Annotated in this window: 22 protein-coding genes; 14 read left to right on the top strand and 8 right to left on the bottom strand. The window is 45.6% G+C overall.

The window, feature by feature from the left end; translation table 11 throughout:
* Positions 1-27: 27 nt before the first annotated feature.
* The 3 genes from CHA6605_RS00755 to CHA6605_RS00745 all read left to right on the top strand — a co-directional run bounded on the left by CHA6605_RS00755 (position 28) and on the right by CHA6605_RS00745 (position 3,737).
* Positions 28-1,251, top strand: coding sequence for an ABC transporter permease (locus tag CHA6605_RS00755; protein WP_015157641.1), 1,224 nt, complete (start codon positions 28-30; stop codon positions 1,249-1,251).
* Positions 1,252-1,428: 177 nt separating this feature from the next.
* A complete protein-coding gene (locus tag CHA6605_RS00750) occupies positions 1,429-2,817 on the top strand; it encodes an MFS transporter (protein ID WP_015157640.1) in 1,389 nt (462 codons plus the stop codon).
* Between the two features lie 188 nt (positions 2,818-3,005).
* Positions 3,006-3,737 (top strand): ABC transporter ATP-binding protein, encoded by a 732-nt coding sequence (locus tag CHA6605_RS00745; RefSeq protein ID WP_015157639.1) that lies wholly within the window; start codon positions 3,006-3,008, stop codon positions 3,735-3,737.
* Between the two features lie 192 nt (positions 3,738-3,929).
* On the opposite strand, the gene CHA6605_RS00740 is transcribed toward CHA6605_RS00745, so the two are convergent.
* On the bottom strand, positions 3,930-5,450 hold the full coding sequence (locus tag CHA6605_RS00740; protein ID WP_015157638.1) for an ATP-dependent DNA helicase: 1,521 nt from the start codon (positions 5,448-5,450) through the stop codon (positions 3,930-3,932).
* Positions 5,451-5,770: 320 nt separating this feature from the next.
* On the opposite strand from CHA6605_RS00740, the gene mgtE reads away from it, so the two are divergent.
* From mgtE to CHA6605_RS00720, 4 genes are all read left to right on the top strand, one after another.
* The gene (mgtE, locus tag CHA6605_RS00735) at positions 5,771-7,120 is read left to right on the top strand and encodes a magnesium transporter (RefSeq protein ID WP_015157637.1); all 1,350 of its coding nucleotides are present in this window, start codon (positions 5,771-5,773) and stop codon (positions 7,118-7,120) included.
* A gap of 253 nt (positions 7,121-7,373) precedes the next feature.
* Entirely contained in the window at positions 7,374-7,889 is a 516-nt protein-coding gene (locus CHA6605_RS00730; RefSeq protein ID WP_015157636.1) for a transposase, read from the top strand.
* Positions 7,890-7,952: 63 nt separating this feature from the next.
* Complete coding sequence (locus CHA6605_RS00725) at positions 7,953-8,954, top strand: aspartate carbamoyltransferase catalytic subunit (protein WP_015157635.1); 1,002 nt, start codon at positions 7,953-7,955, stop codon at positions 8,952-8,954.
* A 46-nt stretch (positions 8,955-9,000) separates the two neighbouring features.
* Complete coding sequence (locus tag CHA6605_RS00720) at positions 9,001-9,204, top strand: hypothetical protein (RefSeq protein WP_015157634.1); 204 nt, start codon at positions 9,001-9,003, stop codon at positions 9,202-9,204.
* 57 nt (positions 9,205-9,261) lie between these two features.
* On the opposite strand, the gene CHA6605_RS00715 is transcribed toward CHA6605_RS00720, so the two are convergent.
* From CHA6605_RS00715 to CHA6605_RS00695, 5 genes are all read right to left on the bottom strand, one after another.
* The gene (locus CHA6605_RS00715) at positions 9,262-9,879 is read right to left on the bottom strand and encodes an OmpA family protein (protein ID WP_015157633.1); all 618 of its coding nucleotides are present in this window, start codon (positions 9,877-9,879) and stop codon (positions 9,262-9,264) included.
* A 35-nt stretch (positions 9,880-9,914) separates the two neighbouring features.
* Entirely contained in the window at positions 9,915-11,900 is a 1,986-nt protein-coding gene (locus CHA6605_RS31105) for a methyl-accepting chemotaxis protein (RefSeq protein ID WP_015157632.1), read from the bottom strand.
* A 606-nt stretch (positions 11,901-12,506) separates the two neighbouring features.
* Complete coding sequence (locus tag CHA6605_RS00705) at positions 12,507-15,692, bottom strand: tubulin-like doman-containing protein (protein WP_015157631.1); 3,186 nt, start codon at positions 15,690-15,692, stop codon at positions 12,507-12,509.
* A 275-nt stretch (positions 15,693-15,967) separates the two neighbouring features.
* A complete protein-coding gene (locus CHA6605_RS00700; protein ID WP_015157630.1) occupies positions 15,968-17,056 on the bottom strand; it encodes a vWA domain-containing protein in 1,089 nt (362 codons plus the stop codon).
* A 261-nt stretch (positions 17,057-17,317) separates the two neighbouring features.
* Positions 17,318-18,520 carry a glycosyltransferase family 4 protein gene (locus CHA6605_RS00695; protein WP_015157629.1) on the bottom strand — a complete coding sequence of 401 codons (1,203 nt, stop codon included), beginning with the start codon at positions 18,518-18,520 and terminating at the stop codon, positions 17,318-17,320.
* Between the two features lie 505 nt (positions 18,521-19,025).
* Between CHA6605_RS00695 and CHA6605_RS00690 the strand changes: the two genes are divergently transcribed.
* A complete protein-coding gene (locus CHA6605_RS00690) occupies positions 19,026-19,250 on the top strand; it encodes a hypothetical protein (protein WP_015157628.1) in 225 nt (74 codons plus the stop codon).
* A gap of 40 nt (positions 19,251-19,290) precedes the next feature.
* Here CHA6605_RS00690 and CHA6605_RS00685 read toward each other — a convergent pair whose 3' ends face one another.
* A complete protein-coding gene (locus CHA6605_RS00685; protein WP_015157627.1) occupies positions 19,291-20,463 on the bottom strand; it encodes a pyridoxal phosphate-dependent aminotransferase in 1,173 nt (390 codons plus the stop codon).
* Positions 20,464-20,607: 144 nt separating this feature from the next.
* Between CHA6605_RS00685 and CHA6605_RS00680 the strand changes: the two genes are divergently transcribed.
* From CHA6605_RS00680 to CHA6605_RS00655, 6 genes are all read left to right on the top strand, one after another.
* Entirely contained in the window at positions 20,608-20,970 is a 363-nt protein-coding gene (locus tag CHA6605_RS00680; protein WP_015157626.1) for a VOC family protein, read from the top strand.
* An 85-nt stretch (positions 20,971-21,055) separates the two neighbouring features.
* Positions 21,056-22,147, top strand: coding sequence for a nucleotidyltransferase domain-containing protein (locus CHA6605_RS00675; RefSeq protein ID WP_015157625.1), 1,092 nt, complete (start codon positions 21,056-21,058; stop codon positions 22,145-22,147).
* 104 nt (positions 22,148-22,251) lie between these two features.
* Positions 22,252-22,725 (top strand): GNAT family N-acetyltransferase, encoded by a 474-nt coding sequence (locus CHA6605_RS00670; protein ID WP_015157624.1) that lies wholly within the window; start codon positions 22,252-22,254, stop codon positions 22,723-22,725.
* Positions 22,726-22,813: 88 nt separating this feature from the next.
* Positions 22,814-23,023: a hypothetical protein gene (locus tag CHA6605_RS00665; RefSeq protein ID WP_015157623.1), complete on the top strand. Its 210-nt coding sequence runs from the start codon at positions 22,814-22,816 to the stop codon at positions 23,021-23,023.
* Positions 23,024-23,638 (top strand): PIN domain-containing protein, encoded by a 615-nt coding sequence (locus CHA6605_RS00660; protein WP_015157622.1) that lies wholly within the window; start codon positions 23,024-23,026, stop codon positions 23,636-23,638.
* A 375-nt stretch (positions 23,639-24,013) separates the two neighbouring features.
* Entirely contained in the window at positions 24,014-24,232 is a 219-nt protein-coding gene (locus tag CHA6605_RS00655) for a DUF4327 family protein (RefSeq protein WP_015157621.1), read from the top strand.
* Between the two features lie 548 nt (positions 24,233-24,780).
* Here CHA6605_RS00655 and CHA6605_RS00650 read toward each other — a convergent pair.
* Entirely contained in the window at positions 24,781-26,001 is a 1,221-nt protein-coding gene (locus CHA6605_RS00650) for a saccharopine dehydrogenase family protein (protein ID WP_015157620.1), read from the bottom strand.
* Between the last annotated feature and the right edge of the window lie 115 nt (positions 26,002-26,116).

Here is a 26,116-nt window from a genome sequence, read left to right as displayed (position 1 = left end):
TATCCACTATCCACTATTCCCTAAAAGATGAATATCTTTGAAAGCTTTAAGATGGCTACTCAAACGCTCGTAGCTAACAAGCTACGGAGCGGTTTGACGATGCTCGGAATTATTATTGGTAATGCTTCGGTAATTGGGATGATCGGTATCGGTGAGGGTACGCAAACCCTCGCCACCGATCAATTTAAAAATCTGGGGCCAAATACCTTATTTATTTTACCTGGCTCGCCCAAAGCTCAAAATATTCGCAGTGGTGGGGTACCACCGACACTAGTATTGAGCGATGCTCGCGCGATCGCCCGTCAAGTGCCATCTGTTGCTGGTGTCGCGCCAGTTCTCCAAAATTCTTCGGTCGTTAGTTACCAAAATATTACGACTACTTCTATTATCCAAGGTACTACTAGTGAGTTTCCATCCGTGCGGAATTTTGCCGTCGATCGAGGACGATTTGTGACGGCACAAGATGTCAAAGAAGACAAACAAGTTGCGATGGTAGGGACGGACATTGCCCAGCGATTGTTTGGTAATATGAATCCATTGGGCAAACAGATTCGGATTAATAATTTGAGCTTTGAAGTAGTCGGTTTAATGGAGGCTAAAGGTTCATCGTTTGGCAGTAATCAAGATGATGCTATTTTTGTGCCAATTACCACTATGAGTAAGCGAATTATTGGTCGAACTTCGCCATTTGGATTGCGAGTATCATTGATTTCGGTATCGGCCAAAGATAGTGCTAGTATGGATGCTGCCGAATTTCAAATTACCAATTTATTACGGCGCAGACATAAGATCGTCGGCGAAGATGATTTTACCGTTCGCAACCAAAAAGATGCCCTGACGATCGTCTCGACAATTACGGGCGCGCTCACATTATTACTAGCCGCGATCGCCGGAATTTCGCTGATTGTTGGTGGCATTGGCGTCATGAATATCATGCTCGTATCAGTTACCGAACGCACTCAAGAAATCGGCTTGCGGAAAGCGATCGGCGCGACTCAAAATGATATCCTGACTCAATTTACGATCGAAGCCATCATTCTATCTGTTCTTGGTGGAATTATCGGTACATTAATCGGTATCGGCGGGATTATTTTAGTTCGCAATTTTAGCCCGCTCAAAACAGCCGCGATTTCGCCATCGGCAATTATCCTCGCTGTCAGCGTCTCTGGTGGTATCGGTTTATTCTTTGGTGTCGTCCCCGCTCGTCAAGCGGCAAAACTAGATCCGATCGAGGCTCTGCGAAGCGTCTAAATCATTTTTACGCTCGTAGCCATTTTCACTATTACTGCTAGATAGCCGACTTCTTCGAGAAGTCCGGTATCTGCACTTGTAGATGTTTAACAATTAGTCGAGCGATAATAACAGCGCGAATAGATTACTATATTAATAGTGTCTAAACTGTAAATCGCTAGTAATTCATCTGAGTTAATGAAGAAAATTAGCTTTGGTACCAGCCTTCGCAATCCCATTTTTAGACAACTTTATCTGGCTCAAACAATTAGTTTGTTGGGTGATGCGTTGACTTGGTTGGGATTGGCATTACTCGCGTTTGAACTGGCGGATAAAGCTGCCCCAATCGTCCTCGCAGGTGCCTTGACGCTGCGGGTGACTGCTTTTACCTTACTTTCTCCAGTTGCGGGTGTGGTAGCCGATCGAGTCGATCGCAAGCCGATTTTGATAATTACTCATTTGGGACGAATGCTCCTAGTTTGTCTATTACCATTCGTGAATAGTATCTGGCAAATTTACGCATTAGTACTGGGTTTAAATATTTTTAATGCCTTTTTCAGCCCCACATATCAAGCGACAATTCCGTTAGTAACCGATGCTAGCGATTACCCGCAAGCGATCGCGTTATCTAGTATGACTTACCAAATTCTTGGTGTATTTGGCCCCGGAATTGCTGGCATTTTGGCATTATTTATCGGTGCTAGAGATTTATTTTTATGGGATGGTTTGAGCTTTATTATTGCAGCAATTCTCATCGGGACTTTGCCAGAAAATTTACGGACGGATGCGGCAGCAGCAGGAAACTGCTCGATCCGACAGATCCGATCGGATATTCAAGTGGGTACACTGAGACTATGGACGGATGCACCAATTCGGTATGGTTTGCTGTTGCAATTAGTGGCTTCGATCGCAGGCGCGCAGATCTTGGTAAATACCGTCAACTACGTGCAAGGTAAACTCGGCCACACAGCAGTAGCATATGGCTGGGTAATGATGGGCTTCGGTTTGGGGGCAACTCTAGGCACGATCGCAATCGGAATTTTGCCTCAATATCGATCGAAAATTCTCACCTTATTAGGCGGTGGCATCCTGATTAACGTTGCTTTGCTGGGTGCCGATAATGTCGAACTGGCTCCACTGATCTTATTATGGGCGATCGCGGGCTGCGGCCAGAGCCTGATTAATCTATCGATGCAAACCTTAATCGCCGATCGCACGCCGACAGATTTGCAAGGGCGGGTATACGGCGCGCATTTTGCCTGGAGTCATCTGTGGTGGGCGGGGGCTTATCCCTTGGCTGGCTGGCTGGGTACTACCTTTGGCGATCGCACTTTTTTGTATGGTAGTCTCATCGGACTAGCCTTACTCACAGTCGTGCATTTCTCGCTCGCACCCGATCGATTTGCCCACACTCACGCCGAAATTTGGCACACCCACCCTCATCACCACGATTTCCACCACAAACACAAGCACGAGCAGGTTATTGAAGTATCGACAGTAGATCGATCGACACATTTACACCCACATGCTCACTCCCAAGTCAGTCACGTTCATGTCTACACAGATATCAGTCACGAGCATTTCTGAGGCTTTAGGCTTTAGGCTTTAGGCTTTAGGCATGGGGTCGAAGCTAGAAAGTAGAGGGTAGAGGCTGGATCTTTTTGGAACGCAGTTCCAATTTTACCCATTACCCATCTACCCATTACCCATTACCCATTACCCATCTACCCATTACCCATTAACCATTACCCATTACCCATCTACCCTTAAACCCCATGAACGACGACAATCGGCAAATTATTATTAGACTAGAAAATATTTATAAAACCTATGGTATCGAAGATACCTTAGTAAAAGCCTTAGACGATGTAACTTTGACGATCGCCGAAGGTGAATATTGTGCGATCATGGGACCGTCTGGTTCTGGGAAATCTTCAGCGATGAATGTTATCGGTTGTCTCGATCAACCGACTAGCGGACATTACTATCTCGATAAATTAGATGTATCGACAGTACCCGATGCCGAATTAGCTAAAATTCGCAATCGCAAACTTGGTTTTATCTTTCAACAATTTCATCTGTTGCCGCAATTAAACGCTCTCGAAAATGTGATGCTGCCGATGATTTATGGCGGCTTAAATTCTAGCGAACGTAAAGAGCGCGCGGTAGTAGCTTTAGAAAAAGTTGGGTTGAGTAATCGGATGGCAAATCGTCCCAATCAACTCTCTGGGGGTCAACAGCAACGCGTCGCGATCGCGCGGGCGATCGTTGGCGAACCGCGCGTCTTGCTAGCTGACGAGCCGACAGGAGCCTTAGATTCGCGCACGACTCAAGAGGTAATGGATATTTTTACGCAACTAAATGAAACCGGAATTACGATCGTGATGGTCACTCACGAACCCGATGTCGCCAAACAAACCAAACGCATTGTCTGGTTCAAAGATGGTCGCGTCATCCATTCTCATCTGACACCTAGTGAGATCTATCAAGTTGCTATGGCAGGATAGGTTTTAGGTAGAAGGAGATGGATTTTGAATTTCGATCGCGGGAGATTTACCTGTTGGAAAGGCATCGAGATTGTTACAATTTTTGTGATAACATGACGGAAAAAATCGCAACCTTCCCAATTAAATAAAACTGATGGTACAGCAACCAGATAGAGTTAAAGTTAATATTTTAATTGCAATCCCTTTTCCTGTCTACGCCGAGTCGAGCCAATTGAGATCGAGATAATTAATCCGCTGATTTGGACTGAGAGAGGCTAACACTTGTTGACCGTAAATACGCCTGTCGATCCGATTGTCGAAGATTGCAACTATACCTTGAGACGATCGCATTGGCGCGATCGCTCGATGTAAAATTCGCAAACCTGTCGGCAATAAATACAATCTAAACCAATCTTGTTTCTGTTGTTTATAAAAACTGACCTTCGCGGCAACGAACGGATCTTCCAGCGAGGGAATCGGTAGCGTCGCAATAATCATTAATTCGGGTGTCGGTAAATCGTCTTGATGATGTTGCCAAAATTCCCAACCAGAAATCAGGATATTTGACGCATTGAGGTCGGTGCGTTCTACTTGGACTCTACTTCCCCATTCAGCCGCGAGAATGGCTGCTAATTGAGCTTTGAGCGGGGTATCTTGGATGAGAACAACTACGAATTTGGCACGGCTATTAATTAAGTGTAGTAAATGCTTAATTTCATCGACTAAGATCGGTTGAAATTTGCTGGTATTAGGCATCGGCATCCAGCGCGGGATATAGAGCTTGAATAGATCGTTTTGGCGATCGAGTGGAAATTTAACTGAGGTCATTTCGCCTAAGCCTAATTCTTGGCGATAACCAATCGCTTTATTGTTTAGATCTACTGCACTGGCAATTAAAATTGATGGTTGCCGCTGCCAGATGGGAGTGAGTTCGGCAACTAGATCGATCGGTGTAATTGCCAATGCAAATGTGCCACGAGTGCGATCGAGTTTTGCCCAGACTAAGCGATCGGGTTTGGCTAATTCGCGATAAAATTGCTGCCACTTTGGGGGTAGGCTCGGCGTGAGAATTTTACTCAACGATTCGATCGATAATCGATCGCCATCATCTAATAAATAACAATTATAAGGATTGAGCGGGCGTTGCCATAAAGCCGAGAGCCAGCTAATTCTGAGTGAAATAATTTGCGCTTCAATTGCTGGCGGCTGGCTCAGTCGTAAATCGTCCCAATCTTGTGGAGTTAGCTCGATCGTGAGTAAGGCTTGCGCCCAATTTTCTAATTCATCCGCACCGTCGATCGCGATCGGATGGCTATTAACTGAATCGGGATCGAATAATTGTAAATTCAACCAAGATTGTGGATCTGTTAACCACAAACCTGCAAATTCTGGCGGGGGTGGATTATCGCCGCAATAGATTGGTTTGGAAGTACCTAACCATTGTTGGAGTTGGGGAAGTTCTTTTTCGAATAACTGCTGGCGAATGCCTGTGGGAATGGCGATGGTTACCGAGCCATGCCACAGCAGCGCGGGAATCAAATAGCTGAGGCGATATGTGCCTTGTTGGCGATGGGTGGGGATACCTGTTTGAATTAGTGCCGATGTCGAGCGGCGCAAGGCTTGCGCGACGAGGCGAGCCATTGTCAGATGATGGTTCCAACTAACGATCTCAGGTTGATGTCGCAACAGATCGCGGAGGATGAGATGAGCGGTAACTTCGATCGGTTGGGACATTAGTCATTGGTGCAATCTCTCATGACCGAGAAAATCGCGATTATTTAGCAGAACTTACTTCTCGATCTTAATCATTCTGCTGTCACGATCGCTAGATTGAGAGCCGAAAATAGAGAATTTTTTGTTTCCACAAGTTGAACCTTGCGCTCTGGGTGCATCCAACGATACGATAGAGATACCGATCTTAAGTTTTCATTAAAAATATCGGTATTAGTAATTTCTATGCACGTTGTGGACTACAGTCCATCTGCTCTAATGTAACAACCTTCTCTAACATCTGACGAGCTAGTCTCCCAGGCAGGAGGAGGCTAGGAGGTTTTATGCTGACGCGAGAAGGTTCGATCGAGCTATCCGACATCACTGACTTAAATCAACTCAAGTCAGAACTCAACCATTTACCAGCCGTAGATGTAGGCGATTACATTAGTGAATTGCCTGGAGAGCGTCGCGCGATCGCTTTTCGATTGCTGTCTAAGGGCTGTGCCATTGCCGTTTTTGAATACCTGCCGACGGAGATTCAAGAAGAGTTGATCGAAGCTCTCCACGATACTCAAGTTTGCCAAATTATTGAAGCTATGCGTCCCGACGATCGCGTCGCCCTATTCGACGAACTACCCGCAGGTGTCGTCAAACGCCTGCTCCCCCAACTCAGTCCCGAAGAACGTGCTGCTACCGCCATAATTATCGGCTATCCCGAAGGCACTGCCGGACGGGTAATGACGACAGAATACGTGCGGCTACGGCAAGGTTTGACAGTCGGCGAAGCTTTAGCCAAAATCAAACAAAGCGATCGCGATAAAGAGACGATCTACTATGCTTATGTCACCGACGATAGTCGGAAACTGATGCAAGTAGTATCGCTACGGCAGTTAGTATTTACATTGCCGGATACGCCGATTCAAGATATCGGTAGCGATCGAGTAATCAAAGTTTATACCGAAACTTCTCAAGAAGATGTCGCGCGGCAAATGCAGCGGTATGACTTAATTGCAGTACCAGTTGTCGATCGCGAAGATCGCTTGGTAGGTATCATCACGATCGATGATGTCGTTGATATCTTGCAAGAAGAAGCTACCGAAGATATCCAAAAACTGGCAGGGGTCGCCAGTGGCGAAGATTCTTCACTCTCTTCGCCGTGGAGCAAATTACAAAATCGCCTCCCCTGGTTGCTCGGCATTATGGCACTATACATCGGTGCCTCTAGTTCGATCGCACCCTTCCAAGACACGATCGCTAAAATCCCCGTCTTGGCTGTAATTATGCCGCTATTTTCTAATACTGGCGGCGCAGTCGGTACCCAAGCTCTCACCGTTACCATTCGCTCTCTCGGTGTCGGCGAAGTCACCGCTGCTGATACGCTGAAAATTCTTGGCAAAGAGCTACTAGCAGGGCTAGGAACGGCACTTGGACTCGGATTGACCATGATCCTGCTGGCCTTGATTTGGACGCCGCCAGCCGAACGCTGGGTGGCACTGGTGGCAGGTTCGGTTATGGCTGCTAATTCGATCGTGGCTGTGACTTTGGGCACGTTACTACCGATCGCCTTCAAGCAGGTAAATGTCGATCCAGCTCTGATCAGCGGGCCATTAGTCACGACACTACTAGACACGATCGGGTTTATTCTGTTTCTATCCTTAATTACCCTTTCCGTCAACGTCTGGCATCTATAGGAGTAATTGATGAGGGTACCCATAAGGGGCACCCCTACAGATTGTGGTGGGGTAACGATAACCTGTAGGGGCGGTGCCTCGTGCCCTCCCCGCATCGATGTCGCTCGTGCCAATGGTCGCTCGAGCGGTGCTATGTTGTAATTGATGAGGGTACCCACAAGGGGCACCCCTACAGATTGTGGGGGGTAACGATAACCTGTAGGGGCGGTGCCTCGTGCCCGCCCTGCACCAATGTCGATTGTCCTAATATTTTATGCCCTACGATCCTGACAAACATCATCGCCGCTCGATTCGCCTGAAAGGTTTTGATTATAGTCGATCGGCTGTTTATTTTGTGACTATTTGCGTCCAAAATCGGGAATGTTTATTTGGGACGATTTCACAGCATGAAATGATACTAAATGATGCCGGAAAGTTGGTATCAGAAGAATGGCTAGCTTTACCTGAAAGATTTCCTGCTATTATTTTAGATGAATTTGTAGTGATGCCAAATCATTTTCATGGCATCATTTATATTTCACCCAATTCGGTCGAGCATCCGACGTTAGGTAGAATAATTGGTGCATTTAAATCAATTGTTACCGATCTTTATATTAGTGGGGTCAAAGACCAAGGATGGACACCGTTCGATCGACGATTATGGCAACGCAATTATTACGAACATATCGTGCGAGATGATTCCGCATTACAGAAGATTCAGCAGTATATTCGCGATAACCCTCTAACTTGGCAGACAGATTCACTATATCCAGATGTCTCTATCCAATAATGTCTAAAATCTAGATAGCGAACATTACCGATCCTCAAGAAATATCATCCCCTATCCCCTAAAATGACCTGGACGCGCCGACATATCCTATCATTAGCAGATTTTACCCCAGCGGAGTATGATACCGTCCTCCAGACAGCAGCTAGCTTCAAGGAGGTATTATCGCGTCCCGTCAAGAAAGTACCTACTCTCCAAGGACGGGTAGTTGCCAATCTGTTTTTTGAATCCTCCACGCGTACCCGCAGTAGTTTTGAATTAGCCGCCAAACGCCTTTCTGCCGATACGCTCAATTTTGCCGCCGCTACTTCTTCGCTAACTAAAGGTGAAACCATTCTCGATACTGCCAAAACCTATCTAGCCATGGGTGCTGACTTAATGGTAATCCGTCACAAGCAAGCTGGCGTACCTCATGCGATCGCAACCGAACTCGATGCCATGGGGATGAAAGTTGGGATCTTAAATGCTGGCGACGGACAGCACGAACATCCTTCGCAAGCCTTATTAGATTTACTCACAATTTGTGCGACGATCGATCCGGTCGATCCGCGATTGGCATTACTAAAAGACAAGAAAATTGCGATCGTGGGGGACATTTTACATTCGCGGGTTGCTCGATCGAATATTTGGAGTCTGACAGCTAGCGGTGCTCAAGTTCATCTGGCTGCGCCGCCGACATTACTCCCGGCTGAATTTGCCGACTATTGCCGGGAGCCAAGAACTGACATTGAAAACTCTAATTTATTCGTCCATTGGCAAGTCGAACCCGCGCTGCAAGATGCTGATTTTGTGATGACATTACGGCTCCAACAAGAGCGGATGACAGACCATTTGTTACCCAGTTTGCGCGAATATCACCAACATTATGGCATCACGCGCGATCGATTAAAATTATGTCATCCCAATGTCAAAGTTCTTCACCCAGGGCCGACTAATCGCGGGGTAGAAATTACTTCAGATCTGATGGACGACCTGAACTTGAGCTTGATTGCCGAGCAGGTTAATAATGGCGTAGCAGTGAGGATGGCACTACTTTATCTAATGGGTAATACCAAGAATAATAGCTGAATTGTTACAATGAGTAATCCGTACTATCGCTTATCTTCTCGATCGCATGAATAATTTAGCAGATAATTTAAGTTTTCGCCATACATTTAATACCCAAAAGCTGATAGAGTCTCATCCAGCAAAGATACGCAATGCTAACAAAAAGATTGTGTATCGAATTGCTTGTCCACCCGACTCCATTCACCACGGTGAAATAGTATTTTCGCGATGGAGATCGATCGCATTACAAGATTTATGCGAAGGCTTTTAAGTGAGGCGTTGGTAATGGGAATTAGGAGATTTTGGATCGATCGAAACCAAACCGTGCTTATTTCTTCTGTCCATATGGAATAAAGCGAATTTCAATCCGGCGTCTAGTATCATCGGCATCGCGATCGATCTTGGCAAGTTCGCCCGAAGGTAGATATAATTGACCAGCAGAATAAGCTCTAAACCTAACTTTATTCAATCCCTTGGTATTTAAAAACTGGACTACTGCTACTGCCCTCATCAGTCCTAGATCGGTATTAGAACCAGCTTTTAAATTATTAATTCGTTCGGTGCCAGTAGCTGCTGCGGTGAGTTTATTATCTAGGTTACTAGCATTGCTAACTCCCTGACTATCGGTGTGACCGATAATTTGGATAAAGTCAATATTGCCTTTGGCTGTGGCTTTGATGATTTCGGGTAAGATGGTATTTTGAATGTATTTTTGTAAGTCTGGAGTTAGTTCGGCACTTCCCGACGGAAATTTGAAGTTGCCAGACTTTTCATCGATGATAATTGGGGATGCAGATTCGAGTTTTTTAGCAATCGATATTGACTGCAATAAACTAATCAATAATAAAAAGCTCATAATCATAAAAGCATTGGACATTAGATCGGTAAATGCTTGAAAGATATTTAATTCCTCTTCATCGGTAGATCTAACTAATCTTCTAGACATAATATTTTGAATGAATTCTGAATAGATCGCTGTTGCTATGCTTTGTCGATGCCAATATTTGAGACGATTAGATCTAATTTATCAATTACTGCTAGTAATTTTCGTAAAGACTCTTTGTCTGCTTGAATTTTTGGCTCTAACAGATCTATTAGCGATTGCCAGTTGGCTCGATTGATAATATTAATTTCTTGAATGGATAGGTCGGTACTGTGCAATACTTTTTGATAATTGCGATCGAATCCAGCAATCGCAGTCTGAGTCGATTCCGAAATTTGGGCGGTATTTTGACTCAGATTGACTACTTCCGAGCCGAAGCGATCGATCGTATTGATAGCTCGATCGATCGAGGCAATTGCTGGTTCTAATCTGGTGACAATCGGCTGAATATTTTGTGATGCTTGACTGAAGACTGCTGTAGAATTCGCAAACTCAGTCTGGGCATTTTGCCATTTGTCAGCGGCGTTAGCTAGCTCGATAGCGATCGAACTATCACGGACGATTTGAGCGGCATTAACGAAGGTATTTGCCCCCGATTGGATGCTTGTGGTAGTTTTTTCTAAGCTTTGATAAACTCGATCGGCAATTTCATTAGTTTGTTGATTGCTACTCGTAATTTCGGCGACGCTATCTGTCAAAGTTTGAGTCGAGTTAGTAAATGCTGATTGGGTAACGGCGAGATTTTCGACTAAACTATTGAGATGTTTGATGATATTATTGGTCTTGACTTTATTTGCGGCTGTGGCAAAGCTTTCGATTCCAGATTGAAGCTGGGGAATTGCATCTAAAAACGTCTGTGTTTGAGTTTCCAGTGCGGTAGCCGATTTTTGAAACATGGCAGCACTAGTGCCGATAGTTTCAGATGCTGTAGCAATTTGGGTAGTAGAAGTTTGCCAGGTTTGGTAAACTTGTTGTGCTAATTGTGCGGCAACTTGGTTGCTGGCTCCAATGCCAACGAGGGATGTTTGTAGAGTTTGGGTAGAATTAGTAAAGGCTTGTTGATTGGTGTGGAGTTGTGCTAATACTCGATCGAGATTTTGGACGATATTATTATGTTCGATTTGGTTTGCCGCTAGTTTAAATGTGTCTGCACCAGTTTTAAATCCAGTTAGCGATTCGGCGAGAGTTTTAGTCTGATGTTCGAGCGATGTGGCTGCTTGTTGAAAGGTAGTCGCGCCTGTAGAAATCGTTCCCGCTGCATTTGAGAAATTTGTATAGACATTTTCGGCAATCTTATTTATTCTGCTACACTCTTCGGCAATTTGACTAGCAGCTTTCCCAAACGATCTTTCTAATGCCGCACCGACATTTTCATGAAATCTAGTCAGAAACTCTTGCTGTTGCCTTACCATCCGCTCGATCGCCAGATCCAGCCGCGTATTGCCTTCGACAGTTGGCTTATAAATATTGTCGAGATAATCTTCGAGTCCAGCCATCAATTTGGATTTAGCAATATTGGTATTGTAAGCAGTATTAATTATAGTTAATGCCGAGCCGAATAATAATCCAAATAAACTGGTCGAAAAAGCAATCCCCATATCTTGCAACGGCGATTGCAATCCTTGCACTAACTTACTAATATCTGGGTTACTTTGACTGAAGCCCGTGACGATCTCTGAGATATTAGTTAAGTTATTAGTAATGCCAAAAAAAGTCCCGATTAACCCAAAAGCAATTAATAAGTTAGGTAATACTTTGGTGATATTGTCTAACCGATCGTACTCGATTTTAACTTTACCATAAGCAATTGTTTCATCCTGATAAACGCTATCGATTAAAGCGATCGTATTCACATGCTCTAACTTTTGACTTGCCTGCTGATATCGACTTCGCAGTCGCTTGACGATCTCCGGCTGAATTCCTTCTGCTTCACCGCTAATTAGTAAGCGAGAGATTTTCTGATTTAGGTCTTGAAGTCTTTGGTAGAGACTAATCCGTAAATAAAATACCACGATCGCAGGTAAGATGACTGCAACTAAGATGGCTAGCTTAGTTTCTAGTGGGATTGAGGTAAATATTTGCATTTGTTATCGATCGAATTAATGGTAGATATCTAGTTCGGACGGTTTTTAAAAATCTAATTGCTACGTTTCGAGTAGTATTACCCCCCCAACCCCCCCTTATAAAGGCTACCGTGTATACACAAGTCTGGAGGGAAGCGAAAACCCTAGAAATCCCCCTGTCTTGTCTCCCTAATCCGTCGGGGAACCCGACGTTGGCGCAGCCACTCCAAAGGAGTTACGGGAGCCGCTAAATCCCCCTTTTCAAGGGGGACTTTGACCGGATCTTAGCCCCCTTTTTAAGGGGGTTTGGGAGATTTAGATCTAGAAACGAAGTCAATCAGACTTGTGTATACACGGTAGCCTTATAAGGGGGGGGCTTTTTACCTACTCCCTTGTAAAGCGGAGGGCTGGTGTAGAAAATCCCCTCCTGGGAAGGGTACCCGTTGGCGTTGGCGCAGCCTGCCGTAGGCACAGCCTTTCCGTTCGCGTAGCGTCACGAAGTGAAGGAATTAGGGCAGGGTGGGTAAATCCCCTCCTGGGAGGGGTGCCCGTAGGGCGGGGTGGGTGAGATTTCCGCCTCCGAACAATCTCGCATACAGCCTTTTCAAACGGGCTAGCAGCACCCCCTCAAACACGAGGATCGATGATATCAGCATCGATTTCCCCCAGCGAAGACTCTCGGTCTTGAGTCGTGGGACGTTGAGCCTGGAGAGTTTTACTAGAATTAACCAAATTTGTTTTAGCTAACTTGTCCAAATAGCCCCACAACCGTTTCAAAATCCCTTCAGTAGCCGCTCGATCGATCGTCATATCTTCACCCCAAACAATGCCAATTTCGGGGTAGTTGGGGTGTTCTCTGGGAAGTCCCACCACATACTGAATAAAGGTTTTGAGTCGGGGTAAATATAGATCTTGCCACTGACTGGGATCGGTTTGAATTTCAGTAATAATATCTTTCCGACGAGCGTTGAGGCTATTAGCGATACCAACAGCTTTGGAGATCTGTTCTAATGCTTCGCTCCACACTAAACTTAGTTGAATGGAGTTTTTGCTAATACCAAATTCATCCTCAATTTCATAGAGATAACAGTTATCTTGTGCTGTTAATATGCCAAAAGCTAAGCAAGCATAAAAAGCATCTTGCATCTCTTCCATCCGCCGTGCATCAGGTGGAATAATTTCTGAGAAAACTTGCCGATAATCGTTGTGAATTCGCGATCGATTTTGCGAGTATTCGCGATCGTAGTGTTCGCGCATTCGATCGATTCCTTGAATCAACCGTAGGGGAAAAGCTGCATACTCATTGACAATGACGATCTCGCTATTATTTTGAATGGATTTAATTGTTGATTCGGCAATGCCGACATTTCTGGTTAGTAATTCTTGCAGTTGTTGACTCGATCGATCGTCAGTGCGGGTGAAGGCAATTATCTCTGACTTATTACCACCATCCTCATAAAAATGTCCGTCTCTGACTAATAATGGTAGTAAGGGTTGGGCTTCACTAATAATTTGACGCATTCGTCGTTCGGCATTACCAGAAGCCAGCGGATATTTCTGGAGAAATCTCGCCATCACTGGCTGTAACGAGCCGATTGCTTGAGTGCCAAAGATCTTATCGATCGTGGCTGTAATATTAGTGCCTAATGATCGATCGTCTACATCTGGCGATCGCACTTGATAACGAATCGAGCTAGTTGCTACCTTTTCTTCATCGGTAACTTGTACCAGGAAGTATAATAATGACTTCTCAACAAAGATGAATTTATCGGTGAGAATTTGACCGCTAATATCGATGAGAATGGCTTTCTCATTTTGTTCGGGTAAGAAATCCAGATAGCAAGTATTCGCATCCTCTGGTGAGAATAAAGCTTCTCCCGTGATACCGTCGGTATTGAGTCGTTCTAGATCTTCGGCGCACTTTTCAAAGTTGCGCTCTACAGATGTTAATAATTGAGACAGCGTACCAGCTTGTTGAATTAGCGCTCGAATGAAGCTCGAAACTTCTGTCGCAATAACTAAAGCTGATTTATGCAGTTGATAATCGAAGTTTTCCTGAATTAACTTCTTCGTATTCGTAACGATTTGAGTTGCTTCTACCTGAAAATCTTTATTTTTCTGTTTGTTATTATCTAATACCCCCAAAAATCCTTTCTTTTCCTCCAGATCTTGCAGCCTTCGCTCGGCACTTCGCCATTGAGTATCGAGATCTTCGGGCGTAGCTAAACCATCTTTAGTTTGAATATAATCTTCCAAACCGCGTTGATAATCATTAATCTGCGTCAAGATCGCTTCGAGCCAACCTCGCGCACTATTGAGCGAAAATTCTGGATGCGATGGCGTCAATAACTCACCAAAGAATTGCCCGATCTCATTAACGATCGAATTGGTAAGTTGAGGTTGTGTTTTTTGAATACGAGTCAACCACGCACCGCGAATATCGTCACTTTCTCCCGGCTGAACTTTCCGAAATTGGGCGCGAGTTTCACTGCGTAATTGTAATAGTAGTTGAGATCGATCGTCCGGTTTTTGCACCAGCCCAATTTCTTGCTCTATTTTTGTCCCCCAAGCCTTCAGAGCTTGCACGAATGTTTTGCCATTATCCAGCACCATCCCTTGCAACCGATACGGGAATGCGCGCTCTAGATCCGAGTCGCCCCACTTCGATAAAAAGCGATTTAATAATAGCCCCGGATCTGGACTTTGCCCGATCCCTTTAAGCCAAAATTTTACCAATCGCTGACTGACTTTCGTCAGTGCCATTTTACCAATCCGATCTTGGGGCGAATAGATTTTTGCCAATCCAAATGTCAAATAGCGTTGAATATTTCGCCGAGGATGACTGTCTAAGCGCGTAAGTTTATCCCGAAAATTGTCTTTTTGACTCTTAATTACCGAAGTCAACTCATCGCCAAAGTCGAGGAAAATTTTGTGAGCGACAACATTACAGAGCTTATTTTTATCCAGAATGCGATAATCTGTCGCCGTGCGATTGGAGAGGATGTAAGTAAAATCAAATGGCGGACGATCCTCATTAATATTCACGAGCTGCTGGGGGTCGTAACAAGCTTCAAACCGCGTATTACTAGCTGCATAATGATTTAATTCCTTCAGTGCAGCATAGACATTGGCATTCATGCTCGGCGTATCGCCATAGAGTTCCGGGCTAATTATCCAGTAGCCGACTAATTTATTCTCAATATCTCCGTAAGCCTTGCGCAGCGCATACGCCACATCCAAAAACATCCCGCTGCCAGTGCCGCCACATAACGAGCCGACTACAAAAATGTTCAAACCTGGCTCGACACTAAATCCATGCCCTAGCATCGCTTGCTCGTGCCCTCTAGTGCGATTTTCAGCCGTCTCGATCGCGGCTTTAATCTTGCGATAATTGTGAAAGAAAGATAGCCGCCCCACCGGGCGAATCCCACCCGCACCATCTTCGATCGCCTTTACATTCCGAATTAGTTGAGGTGGCAACCAGGATTTAATATGGTCGTAAGGACTTTTACGGTCGAATTCACCCTGTTGCTCCAATCCACCCAGCAATTGGTCGATTTCCTGACTAGTCATCGTCGCAATCACACGCTCGGCAGGTGTAAACAAAATATTTTCACCCCGATAACTATTTCCCGTACTCAAACCCGAAATATCACTCGCCCCCTTATCCGCATCGATATGAACGAAACCCACCACTGGCAAAGCATCTAGCCTCCCATATCGATCGATTATCAGCCGCCGAATCTGCATCAACACATCGCGTCCCGTACCGCCTAAGCCAATGCACAGAGTTCTCTGGATAGTTTGAGACATAATTGTTAAGGTAGTTTGCAGCGAAATTTAGTGAATTCAGGGCAAAAAGGGAAAGGGTTTGAGTTTAATTTACTAATTGATAACTTGGAGTATAGCCATTCCCTCGTTGATGAGGTATGGAGTCGATGGAGTGAGTGGTTAGTGGTTAGGCGTCAATATACCTTACTAGCTTGAGAACCACTATAGTAAGTATCTAAAATTTGGTGTTGCTAATTTAATATACGGCATTATCTCCCCGCGCCCCGCGCCCCACGCCCCGCTCTCCGCGCCCCGGTTTAGCTAATCGTAATAATTAGTTCCAAATCGCGAGACTTGTGAGGATAATGGAGCCGAATACATCTGCCTGTAAGGATCTGACGTTGAGTGACTTCGCGATTTTGGTAATGAATTGGCAACTCATCACTCGGCTCCAGGAATAACCGATTTCCTTCTCGCCTCAAATAACCGCGAATATCGTGCCCCTGACATTCGATATCGCTGCCAATGCCCAGCCGTTGCCGATTGCGAAGATAACAAATCTGATGCTCCGAGTCGCTTTCATCCGCAATCGTCAGCTTCCAAGCTTGCTGGAGACTCCGCCAATATCTAAACCACCAAATACCACCCGCCAGTGCTGTTAATATGCCCACAGAACTCAGCAAAACTGGCAACCAAAGCTGTTGGAATAAATAACTATCAATCAAGCAAGTTTCTTGCCCACCTGGTGCTGGCGTGCAAAATTCCTGCACCGTCGGCGCGATATCCACCACGCTCAAGTTATAGTTACCGATGTTTTGCGATCGCAATTTTAGCGGTAAAGCATCGATCCACGCTTGTCGCTCCTGACTCTGTGCCGAATTTTGCTGGCGATAAGGGCTACTGGCAGGCGTCTCTACCCAGACAGCCGATGCGATGCCTGGTTTGGTTAACAGCGGCGCATCCGTAATCCATACTACCGACTGCGTTCTCACTGGTTTGTTCGCAGTGAGCCGACACTGATTTAACTGCGCCAACCCCTTATAAATTGTCGCCTCCGCAATCTGAATATCAGTATTCTGGAGCGCGTCGCTAGATTCGAGCGGTAATTTCTGAAGAATTCGCTCGATATCGGCTGGCTTGCCACTAAAAGGAATTGCCGCATCTGCTGCTAAACAATCTATTTGCGGTTGCAACGGGTTTACAGTCGATGCAAATGGCGCAACATATACCGCATCGCCGGGACGCAAACTATCCTGAATAATCTGCTTCAGGCGCAATCTCCCTTCATCATTCAATCGTACACTTCCAGTCAAATCGATCGCGAGTACCACATCCCGCCCTTGCTGACTAGAAGTCAATTTCAGACCCGTTTTTTGCCAGTCAGTAAGAGGCTGGCGACTCGGCACGACTTTCGAGCAACTTGAGTTCAAAGGAATTAGTTGTAGAGTAAATCGGACATATATTATAGTACCCCCTGTGTCGATCGAGTTACACACAAAATGCCAACTAACGATCGGGCGATACTTAACTGCTAACAGCAATGTAAAATAATACCGCTGCGACTCCGACTGTCTGGCTAAACCAGCAATTTATTTTCTGCCTCTGCGCGAGCTGCACGCCAAGAAGATTATCATTTAACTTGCCAATATCGTTCTATAACATTCCCCTCACCTACCCCTTAATGGGATAGACTGATTGGTTTTAGTCAATGCCTTCTTGTAGACAACCTCTGTTTGTACGGCAATCTTCGCCCAATTAAAGCGTTTGCTCAGTTCGTCGTAGGCATTATCTGTCAGCCACTTGGCATAACCGGGATTTTTGAGTACTTCTAAGATCCCCCAGGCGAGCGAATTGCAATCCCATCTCCAGGTAACGATTCCGGTTTTGGTATGCCTAACCACCTCTGCAAGTCCGCCAGCATCAGAAACTACCACTGGGACCCTAGCGGCAAAACTTTCGAGGGCGACGATTCCAAAGGGTTCGTAAAGGCTGGGAAATACCGCACAGTCGGCAACGGTTTGGAATTTATCTAAATCTTCATCAGACATAAACCCCGTGAAAAAACATTTTTCCCAAATGCCCAAATCCCAAGCTTGTTGTTTTAATCCATCGGTATTACCGCCGCCAATGAAGATAAACTTAGCATTACCGCCCAGTTCCCACAATACTTTAGGTGCGGCATTTAAGAGGACAAAAATTCCCTTTTCATAGGTCATTCGTCCCACATAATAAACGATTTGTTCGTGGTCGGCGGCAAATCTGCGCCGAAAATCCCAGAAATCAAAATCTTTGGGGCGTTGCTTTTTCTCGGGACGAATACCGTTATAAATGATGCTAATTCTTTCCCACGGACATTTGAGGATCTGGCCTACTTCTTGGCGCATGTACTCGCTACAAACGACCGTTTGGGTGGCAGCCTCTACCAGGCGTGTTTCTTGAGAATGAACGTATTCGCTATTGGGGTTGTGAATGCCGCTATGCCTACCAAATTCAGTCGCATGGATCGTCGTCACGATCGGAATTTGGAACTTTTCACTCAACAAAATTGCCGTATCTGCTACCATCCAATCATGAGCGTGAATTAAGTCGAAATCATCAGATAACTCTATTAATTTGGTACTATACTTGCTCATGCTGTCGTTCATATTCCCAATCCAATTAAAGATATCTTGGCTGAAGCCAGCCACAGGAACGCGGTGAACGTAAATACCTTCGATAATCTCTTTCGGTGGTGCTTGAGAAAACTCGACAGTAATTAGGTGAATTTCATGACCCAATTTAACTAACTCTGGGTACAACTCAGCTCCATGACGAGCAATTCCGCCAACGAGGCGTGGTGGAAATTCCCAAATAAGAACTAAAATTTTCATCGCTACTAGTGGTGCTACTGTTCTCTCCCTAATTGGTTTGATTCAGTAGCAGAAAACCTTGCCCGAGCAAGGTGAAGTGATTTCTGCCACTACTTAAAGCCAGATAATGAATTTGGCTATGATTTTGGATCTCGATCGCCATCGACAGATTCTTAACATTATATCTGGCGATCGATCGATCTGGAATTTATTAAGCGTTTGCTAGTAACCAACCATTAAATCAGTCTCCGCCATTGTACTTATCGTACCCACAGGTTGGCGATGCTCATGCCCAGAGGCTCCGCCAACGACGATCGGGGACTATAATTTCTTAATAAAAAATTCCACAACTATTCAAGATGTTTGTGTCTCAATAGTTATTAAAGTCGATCCCCGACTGGATCGAGTCCAAATTAGTAGGTTTTACCTCGATCCCTCAGTCCGATCGCGATATATTTGGCTGAGTGTCGATCGAGATTATCGCGATCGTGTAGAACTGCCCAACCCATCTCGATAAATTGTGTAAATGCAAGCTATTACCAAAATTATTTGCCCCAACTGCGGCAGTCCCCGTGCCGAACGTCTTCTCCTCGACGGCCAACTCAGTCGCACTCAGTGTCGGGACTGCGACTATCTGTTTGTCAAGTGTCAGCGTACCAATCGGGTAGTCGAAGCCTACGCCCCAGGCATCGATGTGGGCAGATCCAGACAAGCGATCTTAGTGCGAAATTCAGCTTCCTTTCAAAGTTAGAGGCGATCTTTAAGCGGCTCGAAACGAGTGCGCGATCGCTTTAGCTACCCACGCACGATCTCATAAACTTATCCAACCTGTCCATCCCTTTTTCGATCGTGGTGAGATCTGTAGCATACGAAACCCGAATGTGATCGTCTGCACCAAAGGGTAGTCCTGGAATGACGGCGACTTGCTGTTGTTCGAGCAACTGCTGGCAAAACTCCAGCGACTTGAGATGCGTACTGCCGATATTGATGAAAATATAAAACGCCCCATCGGGTTTGGCACAACTCAAACCTGGAATTGCCCGGAGCCGTTCTAAAATAACTTGCCTGCGCTGGGCAAAAGCTTGGCGCATGTTTTCCACACAGTCCTGCGAGCCTTCTAGAGCCGCGATCGCTCCATATTGAGCAAAGGTACAGACATTTGAGGTACTATGCCCTTGCAGGGCACTAGCGGCTTGAATCAGCGCGATGGGAGCGGCAAGATAACCGATCCGCCAGCCAGTCATCGCATAGGCTTTGGCAAATCCATTACTGATAATCGTGCGCTCGAAAATTTCTTTACCCAGTGCGCCGATACTGACTTGCTCGACGCCATCGTAAACGATCTTTTCATAAATCTCATCCGAGACAACCATAATATCGCGATCGACAATTACCTGCGCCAAGGCTTGTAACTCAGTCGGAGAATAAACTACCCCCGAAGGATTGGAAGGAGAATTGAGAATAAATAACTTAGTTTTGGGCGTAATGGCAGCATCTAGAGCTGCGGGCGTAATTTTATAATCGGTACTGCTATCGGTATCGACGATGACGGGGATACCGCCGACTAATTTCACCATTTCGGGATAACTCAACCAAAACGGCGCGGGGATAATTACTTCATCGCCAGGATTAATTAATGCCACCATCAGATTGTAGAGCGAATGCTTGCCCCCATTGGTAACTAAAATATTCGCAGGGGCATAGCTTAAGTTATTATCCTGTTGCAGCTTATTAGCGATCGCTTCCCGTAATTGTGGTTCGCCAGCAGCGGCACCATACTTAGTTTTGCCACGATCCAAAGCTTGTTTAGCAGCATCTTTGATATGTGCTGGAGTATCAAAGTCCGGTTCTCCCGTACTAAAACTGCAAACGTCCTTGCCATCCTTCTGCATGGCTTTCGCCATGGCTGCAATGGCGAGAGTGACAGATGGTTCGATCCCGGTGATGCGCTGTGCCAATTCCATAACTTATCGATGCTCCCCAGTCATCTCGCCTAATGTCGTTAAACTATCTCTACGAGTTGTCTTTGTTTCTATAATAGTTCCCAAGCGTAGCCAATTATAAACCCATTTGCCAGTTTGCGATTTGAAGTTAATATTGTAATATTCATGCTTACCTCCGCTCTCGTCACGATCGCCAGTATTAATTTCGATCGCATCGTAGACTTTTATACCCAATTCCTGGAGATTGCACCCGATCGATCGATTCCTAATGTCTATGCAGAGTTCTCCATCGCCGGATTGAAATTGGGAATTTTTTGCCCACACCCCAAGCATCGCGAGGAATTTGGGCATCCCAACCAAAGCGGGATGAGCATGTGTTTGGAGGTTGAGAGCCTAGAAGACTCGATCGCTAAATTAGCCAAACTCGGCTATGCACCCCCAGGGCAAATTACCACCGCCTCTCACGGTCGCGAAATCTATGCCTACGACCCAGATGGTAATCGCTTAATCTTACATCAATCAGCTTAAGGGTGGGGGGAGTCGGGAAAGCAAGTTCTCTCAACCGCTATCCACATACTCATCCATCCATCCACTTATCCACCCTCTACTCCCCATGCAACGTCTAGAAGTCGAACAACGCACGATCCTGATTGGCTTGGCTGGTAGTCATGGTTATGGCTTGAGCCGTCCTGGTTCCGATCTCGACTATCGGGGAGTATTTATTGCGGGAAAACCATATTATTTAGGTTTCGATAAAGTCGAGCAAAAAGAGGGTGGTTGGGATACCGAATCGGGGATATTTGAATTTCTTAACGGACAGAAAGATACAGTTATTTACGAGCTAAAAAAATTCATTCAACTATTGGCTGGTGCCAATCCCAATATCATCGAACTACTCTGGCTCAAACAGTACCCAGTCAAAACGGAAGTCGGTAAATATTTAATCCAGAATCGCCGGATGTTCCTGAGCAAGAGGGTCAAACATACTTATTCTGGGTATGCTTTTGCCCAAATCAAGAAAATTGAATCTCATCGAAAATGGCTGCTCAATCCGCCTCAAGAAAAGCCAACACCCGAAAAATTTGGTTTGACAGGAGAACGCCCATTAAGTAAAGAAGAGTTAAATGCTTTCCTCGAATATCTGTATGCTCTAGTACGCGGCAAGATTGAATATCTAGCCGAAGCTCAGGAGCTGCATCAATTATTAACTGGTGACATCGATTATAAGGGATTATTAAAACAGCACAATCTCACCGATGAGGTATTAGAATACACCCAAAATCTGACGAATAGTCGCGGCGACTTTATTAAATTGCTCCAAAAAAGTCAGCACTATCAAAATGCCTTGCGCGAATGGAATGCTTACCAATCCTGGCAAACCAATCGCAACCCTACCCGTGCGGGGATGGAAAAACAATCGGGTTTCGATCTCAAACATGCGATGCACTGCATCCGCTTATTACGCAGTGGCTTAGAAATTTTACGATCGGGTGAAGTATTTGTCGATCGCCAGGAAGTTGGCGATGCCGATGAATTTATGGCGATTCTCAATGGTGAATTAACATACGAGCAAGTAACAGCTCTTGCAGATAATTTAGTCGCCGAACTCGATCGAGCTTATAGTGATTCCCTCCTTCCGCATCATCCCGATCTCCCTGCCATCAATCAATTATGTATTGAGTTAGTAGAGATGCAAGGATGGTGAGTTAGTTGATAGTTGATAGTTGATGGTTGATAGTTTGACAAGAATGTTCTAATTTAGATCGATATTTCCTTCTGCCTTCTGCCTTCTTCCTAATACCTAAATACATGCTAAAAATCAGAGCTGCTGAAGAGAAAGATGTCGATATTATTTTTGAGTTAATTCGAGGGTTAGCGGAGTATGAAAAATTGACCGATCGAGTGACGGGAAATACCGAACAATTGCGATCGCATTTATTTGGAGATCGACCTTATGCTGAGGTCATCGTGGCAGAATTAGACGATCTAGGGATCGGGTTTGCTTTATTTTTTCATAGCTACTCGACCTTTCTCACCCAACCGGGACTTTACCTCGAAGATGTGTTCGTGCGTCCCGAATATCGCCGCCAAGGGGTCGGCAAAGCTTTGATGACTACTGTGGCCAAAATTGCCCACGATCGCGGTTGCGGGCGGTTAGAGTGGTCTGTACTAGACTGGAATCAAAACGCGATCGAGTTTTATCAAAGTTTGGGTGCGACTGTGTTACCTGACTGGAAAATTTGTCGGATGAGTGCCGAAACACTGGCTAGATTTAGGCAATAGAAACAATGAAATTGTTAAGACTGGGCACGAATGCCTCAATAAGGATTAAAATTTAGATAACTAAGATACATATTCAGGAGGGGGATCGATGTTAACAATCTGGATAAACGAGCAATTAGATCCTGGCGGCTTGATGTATGCCTGCATCGCTTCACGTAGTGAAGAACTAGCCAGAGACTGTCACGAATCTTTCGATCGGAATCTCACGACCGAGCAAAAGCAACTAGGCTGGATTGCAAGACTGCGCACTGTCGCCTCATGGGACGAAGTTCCCGTCAACTCACTGAATCTGGGCTAGATGACATCGATCGAGAAAGCCACTCCATCCACAATTTTGTTTATCGATTATGAAAATGTTACTCAAGTAAGATTGTCTAGTCTGCAACGACCCAATCTCAAGATTTTCATTTTTGTCGGCTGCGCTCAAGTTAAGATTCCCTTCGAGCTAGTGCGCGAGGCGCATCAATTGGGTGCAGCAGTGGAGTGGATCGGCGTCGAAGAAACAGGGCCAAATGCGCTAGACTTTCATATTGCCTTTTACCTCGGCCAAGTAAGTCTGCAATCGCCCACATCTAGCTATGTTATTCTCTCACGCGATCGTGGTTTCGACCCATTAATCCAACATCTGGGCAAGTTGGGTATTTCCTGTCGTCGCATCGATAGTTTGGAACTGCTCTCTGGGCGAGCTGATCTAACACATTCTCAAGATTTTTTATCCGATATCGCCGTAGCTAAATTATCTGCGGTAATTCCTAAAAGCAGGCCGAAAAAAAGAGCGACTTTATACACCTATCTCAAGTCGATCCTCTCTAAATATCAACCAAGCGAGCCAGAAGTCAAACAATTGCTCGATACTTGGTTCGCGACAGGTAAAATCGTCGAATCCAAAGAAAAAATCAATTATAAATTTTGACCCTGCGCGCTGAACTAGCTAAATCGAAATTAGCAGCCCCACTCGCAAAAGAAAAAATCAATTATAAATTTTGACCCTGCGCGCTGAACTAGCTAAATCGAAATTAGCAGCCCCACTCGCATCCGATTTGGAGCTGAGGGTAATAACCCAACCGCCCGATCGCAACATCCACACTGACAAACCCAGATAAAATCTCCGACTATATCTATAAAGCTTGTAAAAATACTCACCCAAATTAAGTTTGACAATTTACACTGTTGTGCGGTACAAGTAGAAAGGTAGATTTTCCTAGCAAATCGCATTACTAGAGCTAGCACGAGTATTTAGCAGGAAAATAGTTTCACATTAAGCATTAAAACAATTAAATCTTTATCTATGACTCAGCAAGTGCTTCACCCAATGGTGAAAATGCAACGTCAAGTCGAATCTTTGGTAGCATCCAAGATTCTCAGTCCGAGCGATCGAATTTGGAAGATTGCCTTTCTGTATGGCGATAAGTGGCAATATTGGAAAAATGAACTCTTAGAGTTCGGGTTCACACTCCAAGATCCAGTCAGCGAGTTACTCGACGTCGAAGGTTGGGACGAAGACTAACATTTAGTCCCAACTAGAGAGTTAATTGGTGGCAATCGAGCGGTGCGACCTTAACTTACGCTTTTGCCAATTGAACGAATCGATAAGCTCACATCTTGCACCAATACGGAAAGACTAGTGCTTAGTAGAGATAGTCGGGTACCCACAAGCGGCGTTTTTATTCGGGGGTTCCCCCCGAATAAAAAAACGACAAGACAGGGGCACCCTTACGCAATTAATCTGTAGGGGTGCCCCTTGTGGGTACCCCTACCGTGTATACACAAGTCTGATTGACTTCGTTTCTAGATCTAAATCCCCCAAACCCCCTTAAAAAGGGGGCTAAGATCCGGTCAAAGTCCCCCTTTTCAATGGGGATTTAGCGGCTCCCGTAACTCCTTTGGAGTGGCTGCGCCAACGTCGGGTTCCCCGACGGATTAGGGAGACAAGACAGGGGGATTTTTAGGGTTTTCGCTTCCCTCCAGACTTGTGTATACACGGTAGGTGGGTACCCTGGGTCTACACTAAGCACTAGTAGTCTACGGCGTAAATAAGGTTACTATCTACTTAATTTAGATTATCGTCTCAACTTCCAGGCGCATTCCTGCCCCCTGTAGCCGCTCTACCAATACATCGCCCAATCCTGTCGCTGGCGTCAAAATTCCACCCCGCTGCGCCCCTCCTGGCAACCTGTCGAAATCCACCACCAAACATAATGCCGACTCGCAGACAAACTTCACCGTAGCGCGATTGCCAGGATCGCCCACATCCGCAATCAGCCCCCGCACCCGTTGCCCTTGGCTACCCCATCCCAACAGTTCGCACCGAAACCAACCTGCATTCATCGTTTGCTCTGTCGGCCCGCTCCCAACTTGCGGGATAATCGATTCTATGAAAGAACGTAGGGGCGGGATCGCAATCGCACCACCAATTACAGCCAGACCCCCTACCATTGCCGCAGACTGAAGCCATGCCCACGGCTGGTTGAATTTGAAGTACTCTTGATAGCTAAAATCCGCGCCATAAGATTCCTGCCATCGATCGAATAATGCCCCACTGCGGCGGACGATGCGCGTATTGACGACACCCATGAAAAATGGCGAAACCCAAGTCTCCATCTCGGTATCGTACTGGGGAGCAGTAGGATCGCGATGTCTGTCTACATCTGTGGGGACAGATTCCGGCGGATTGAGTAAAAACGGATTGCCGACTTGCTCTAGTTCGCCGCTATCGAAAATATTCAAACCACTCGCCAGCGTCCCGCCATTGAAACCACCAGCCGCCTGAAAATAAGCTTTCACATGAGTACAATTAGTACCCAGTTCGCGCTGGAGATAACGCACCAGCAAATAAGTACCCAAATCGGATGGTACCGAATCAAAGCCACAGCAGGGAATAATCCGCGTCCCATCGGTGGCAGCTTGAACGTGATATCGATCGATTAATCCTTTTACCCACGGCGTTTCGCCTGTAATATCGACATAATGGGTACGGTAACGGACGCAAGCATCGACGATCGCATTGCCGTACAGCGCAAATGGCCCAGCCGTGTTTAATAATACTCGCGTTTGAGAAACGATCGCGTCGATGGCTGATCTATCTTGACTATCGGCGACGAGAATATCGACATCGATGCGTACTTCTGCCCTGACTGATTCTAGCTTGTTCCGATCTCGACCCGCGATCGCCCACCGCACCTCATTGCCAGCACGTTCGGCAAAATACCGGACGGTTTGCTTACCCACAAAGCCACTGGCACCGTAGAGCACCACATCATAACTGGTTTCACGCATTACCTGACGATCGCCTATTGGCTACTTGTGTCTAAGTTCTAGCTCTATTATAGTCCACCTCAATCTGGCAGAAATCGACAGCTCGATCGAGTTCGGGCGTATTAGCGATTCATTG

Source organism: Chamaesiphon minutus PCC 6605, from assembly GCF_000317145.1.
Classification (GTDB): Bacteria; Cyanobacteriota; Cyanobacteriia; order Cyanobacteriales; family Chamaesiphonaceae; genus Chamaesiphon; species Chamaesiphon minutus.
Note: the sequence above shows the minus strand (reverse complement) of the source record. Positions and strands in the feature narration are given on the sequence as shown.

Bases quoted from the DNA above. Each gene is read 5' to 3' on its own strand.
- CHA6605_RS00650 (WP_015157620.1), bottom strand. From the start codon at position 26,001: ATGCGTGAAACCAGTTATGATGTGGTGCTCTACGGTGCCAGTGGCTTT.
- CHA6605_RS31105 (WP_015157632.1), bottom strand. From the start codon at position 11,900: ATGCAAATATTTACCTCAATCCCACTAGAAACTAAGCTAGCCATCTTA.
- CHA6605_RS00665 (WP_015157623.1), top strand. From the start codon at position 22,814: ATGTTAACAATCTGGATAAACGAGCAATTAGATCCTGGCGGCTTGATG.
- CHA6605_RS00690 (WP_015157628.1), top strand. From the start codon at position 19,026: ATGCAAGCTATTACCAAAATTATTTGCCCCAACTGCGGCAGTCCCCGT.
- CHA6605_RS00660 (WP_015157622.1), top strand. From the start codon at position 23,024: ATGACATCGATCGAGAAAGCCACTCCATCCACAATTTTGTTTATCGAT.
- CHA6605_RS00705 (WP_015157631.1), bottom strand. From the start codon at position 15,692: ATGTCTCAAACTATCCAGAGAACTCTGTGCATTGGCTTAGGCGGTACG.
- CHA6605_RS00740 (WP_015157638.1), bottom strand. From the start codon at position 5,450: ATGTCCCAACCGATCGAAGTTACCGCTCATCTCATCCTCCGCGATCTG.
- CHA6605_RS00670 (WP_015157624.1), top strand. From the start codon at position 22,252: ATGCTAAAAATCAGAGCTGCTGAAGAGAAAGATGTCGATATTATTTTT.
- CHA6605_RS00750 (WP_015157640.1), top strand. From the start codon at position 1,429: ATGAAGAAAATTAGCTTTGGTACCAGCCTTCGCAATCCCATTTTTAGA.
- mgtE (WP_015157637.1), top strand. From the start codon at position 5,771: ATGCTGACGCGAGAAGGTTCGATCGAGCTATCCGACATCACTGACTTA.
- CHA6605_RS00715 (WP_015157633.1), bottom strand. From the start codon at position 9,879: ATGTCTAGAAGATTAGTTAGATCTACCGATGAAGAGGAATTAAATATC.
- CHA6605_RS00725 (WP_015157635.1), top strand. From the start codon at position 7,953: ATGACCTGGACGCGCCGACATATCCTATCATTAGCAGATTTTACCCCA.
- CHA6605_RS00730 (WP_015157636.1), top strand. From the start codon at position 7,374: ATGCCCTACGATCCTGACAAACATCATCGCCGCTCGATTCGCCTGAAA.
- CHA6605_RS00695 (WP_015157629.1), bottom strand. From the start codon at position 18,520: ATGAAAATTTTAGTTCTTATTTGGGAATTTCCACCACGCCTCGTTGGC.
- CHA6605_RS00720 (WP_015157634.1), top strand. From the start codon at position 9,001: ATGAATAATTTAGCAGATAATTTAAGTTTTCGCCATACATTTAATACC.
- CHA6605_RS00680 (WP_015157626.1), top strand. From the start codon at position 20,608: ATGCTTACCTCCGCTCTCGTCACGATCGCCAGTATTAATTTCGATCGC.
- CHA6605_RS00755 (WP_015157641.1), top strand. From the start codon at position 28: ATGAATATCTTTGAAAGCTTTAAGATGGCTACTCAAACGCTCGTAGCT.
- CHA6605_RS00675 (WP_015157625.1), top strand. From the start codon at position 21,056: ATGCAACGTCTAGAAGTCGAACAACGCACGATCCTGATTGGCTTGGCT.
- CHA6605_RS00655 (WP_015157621.1), top strand. From the start codon at position 24,014: ATGACTCAGCAAGTGCTTCACCCAATGGTGAAAATGCAACGTCAAGTC.
- CHA6605_RS00685 (WP_015157627.1), bottom strand. From the start codon at position 20,463: ATGGAATTGGCACAGCGCATCACCGGGATCGAACCATCTGTCACTCTC.
- CHA6605_RS00745 (WP_015157639.1), top strand. From the start codon at position 3,006: ATGAACGACGACAATCGGCAAATTATTATTAGACTAGAAAATATTTAT.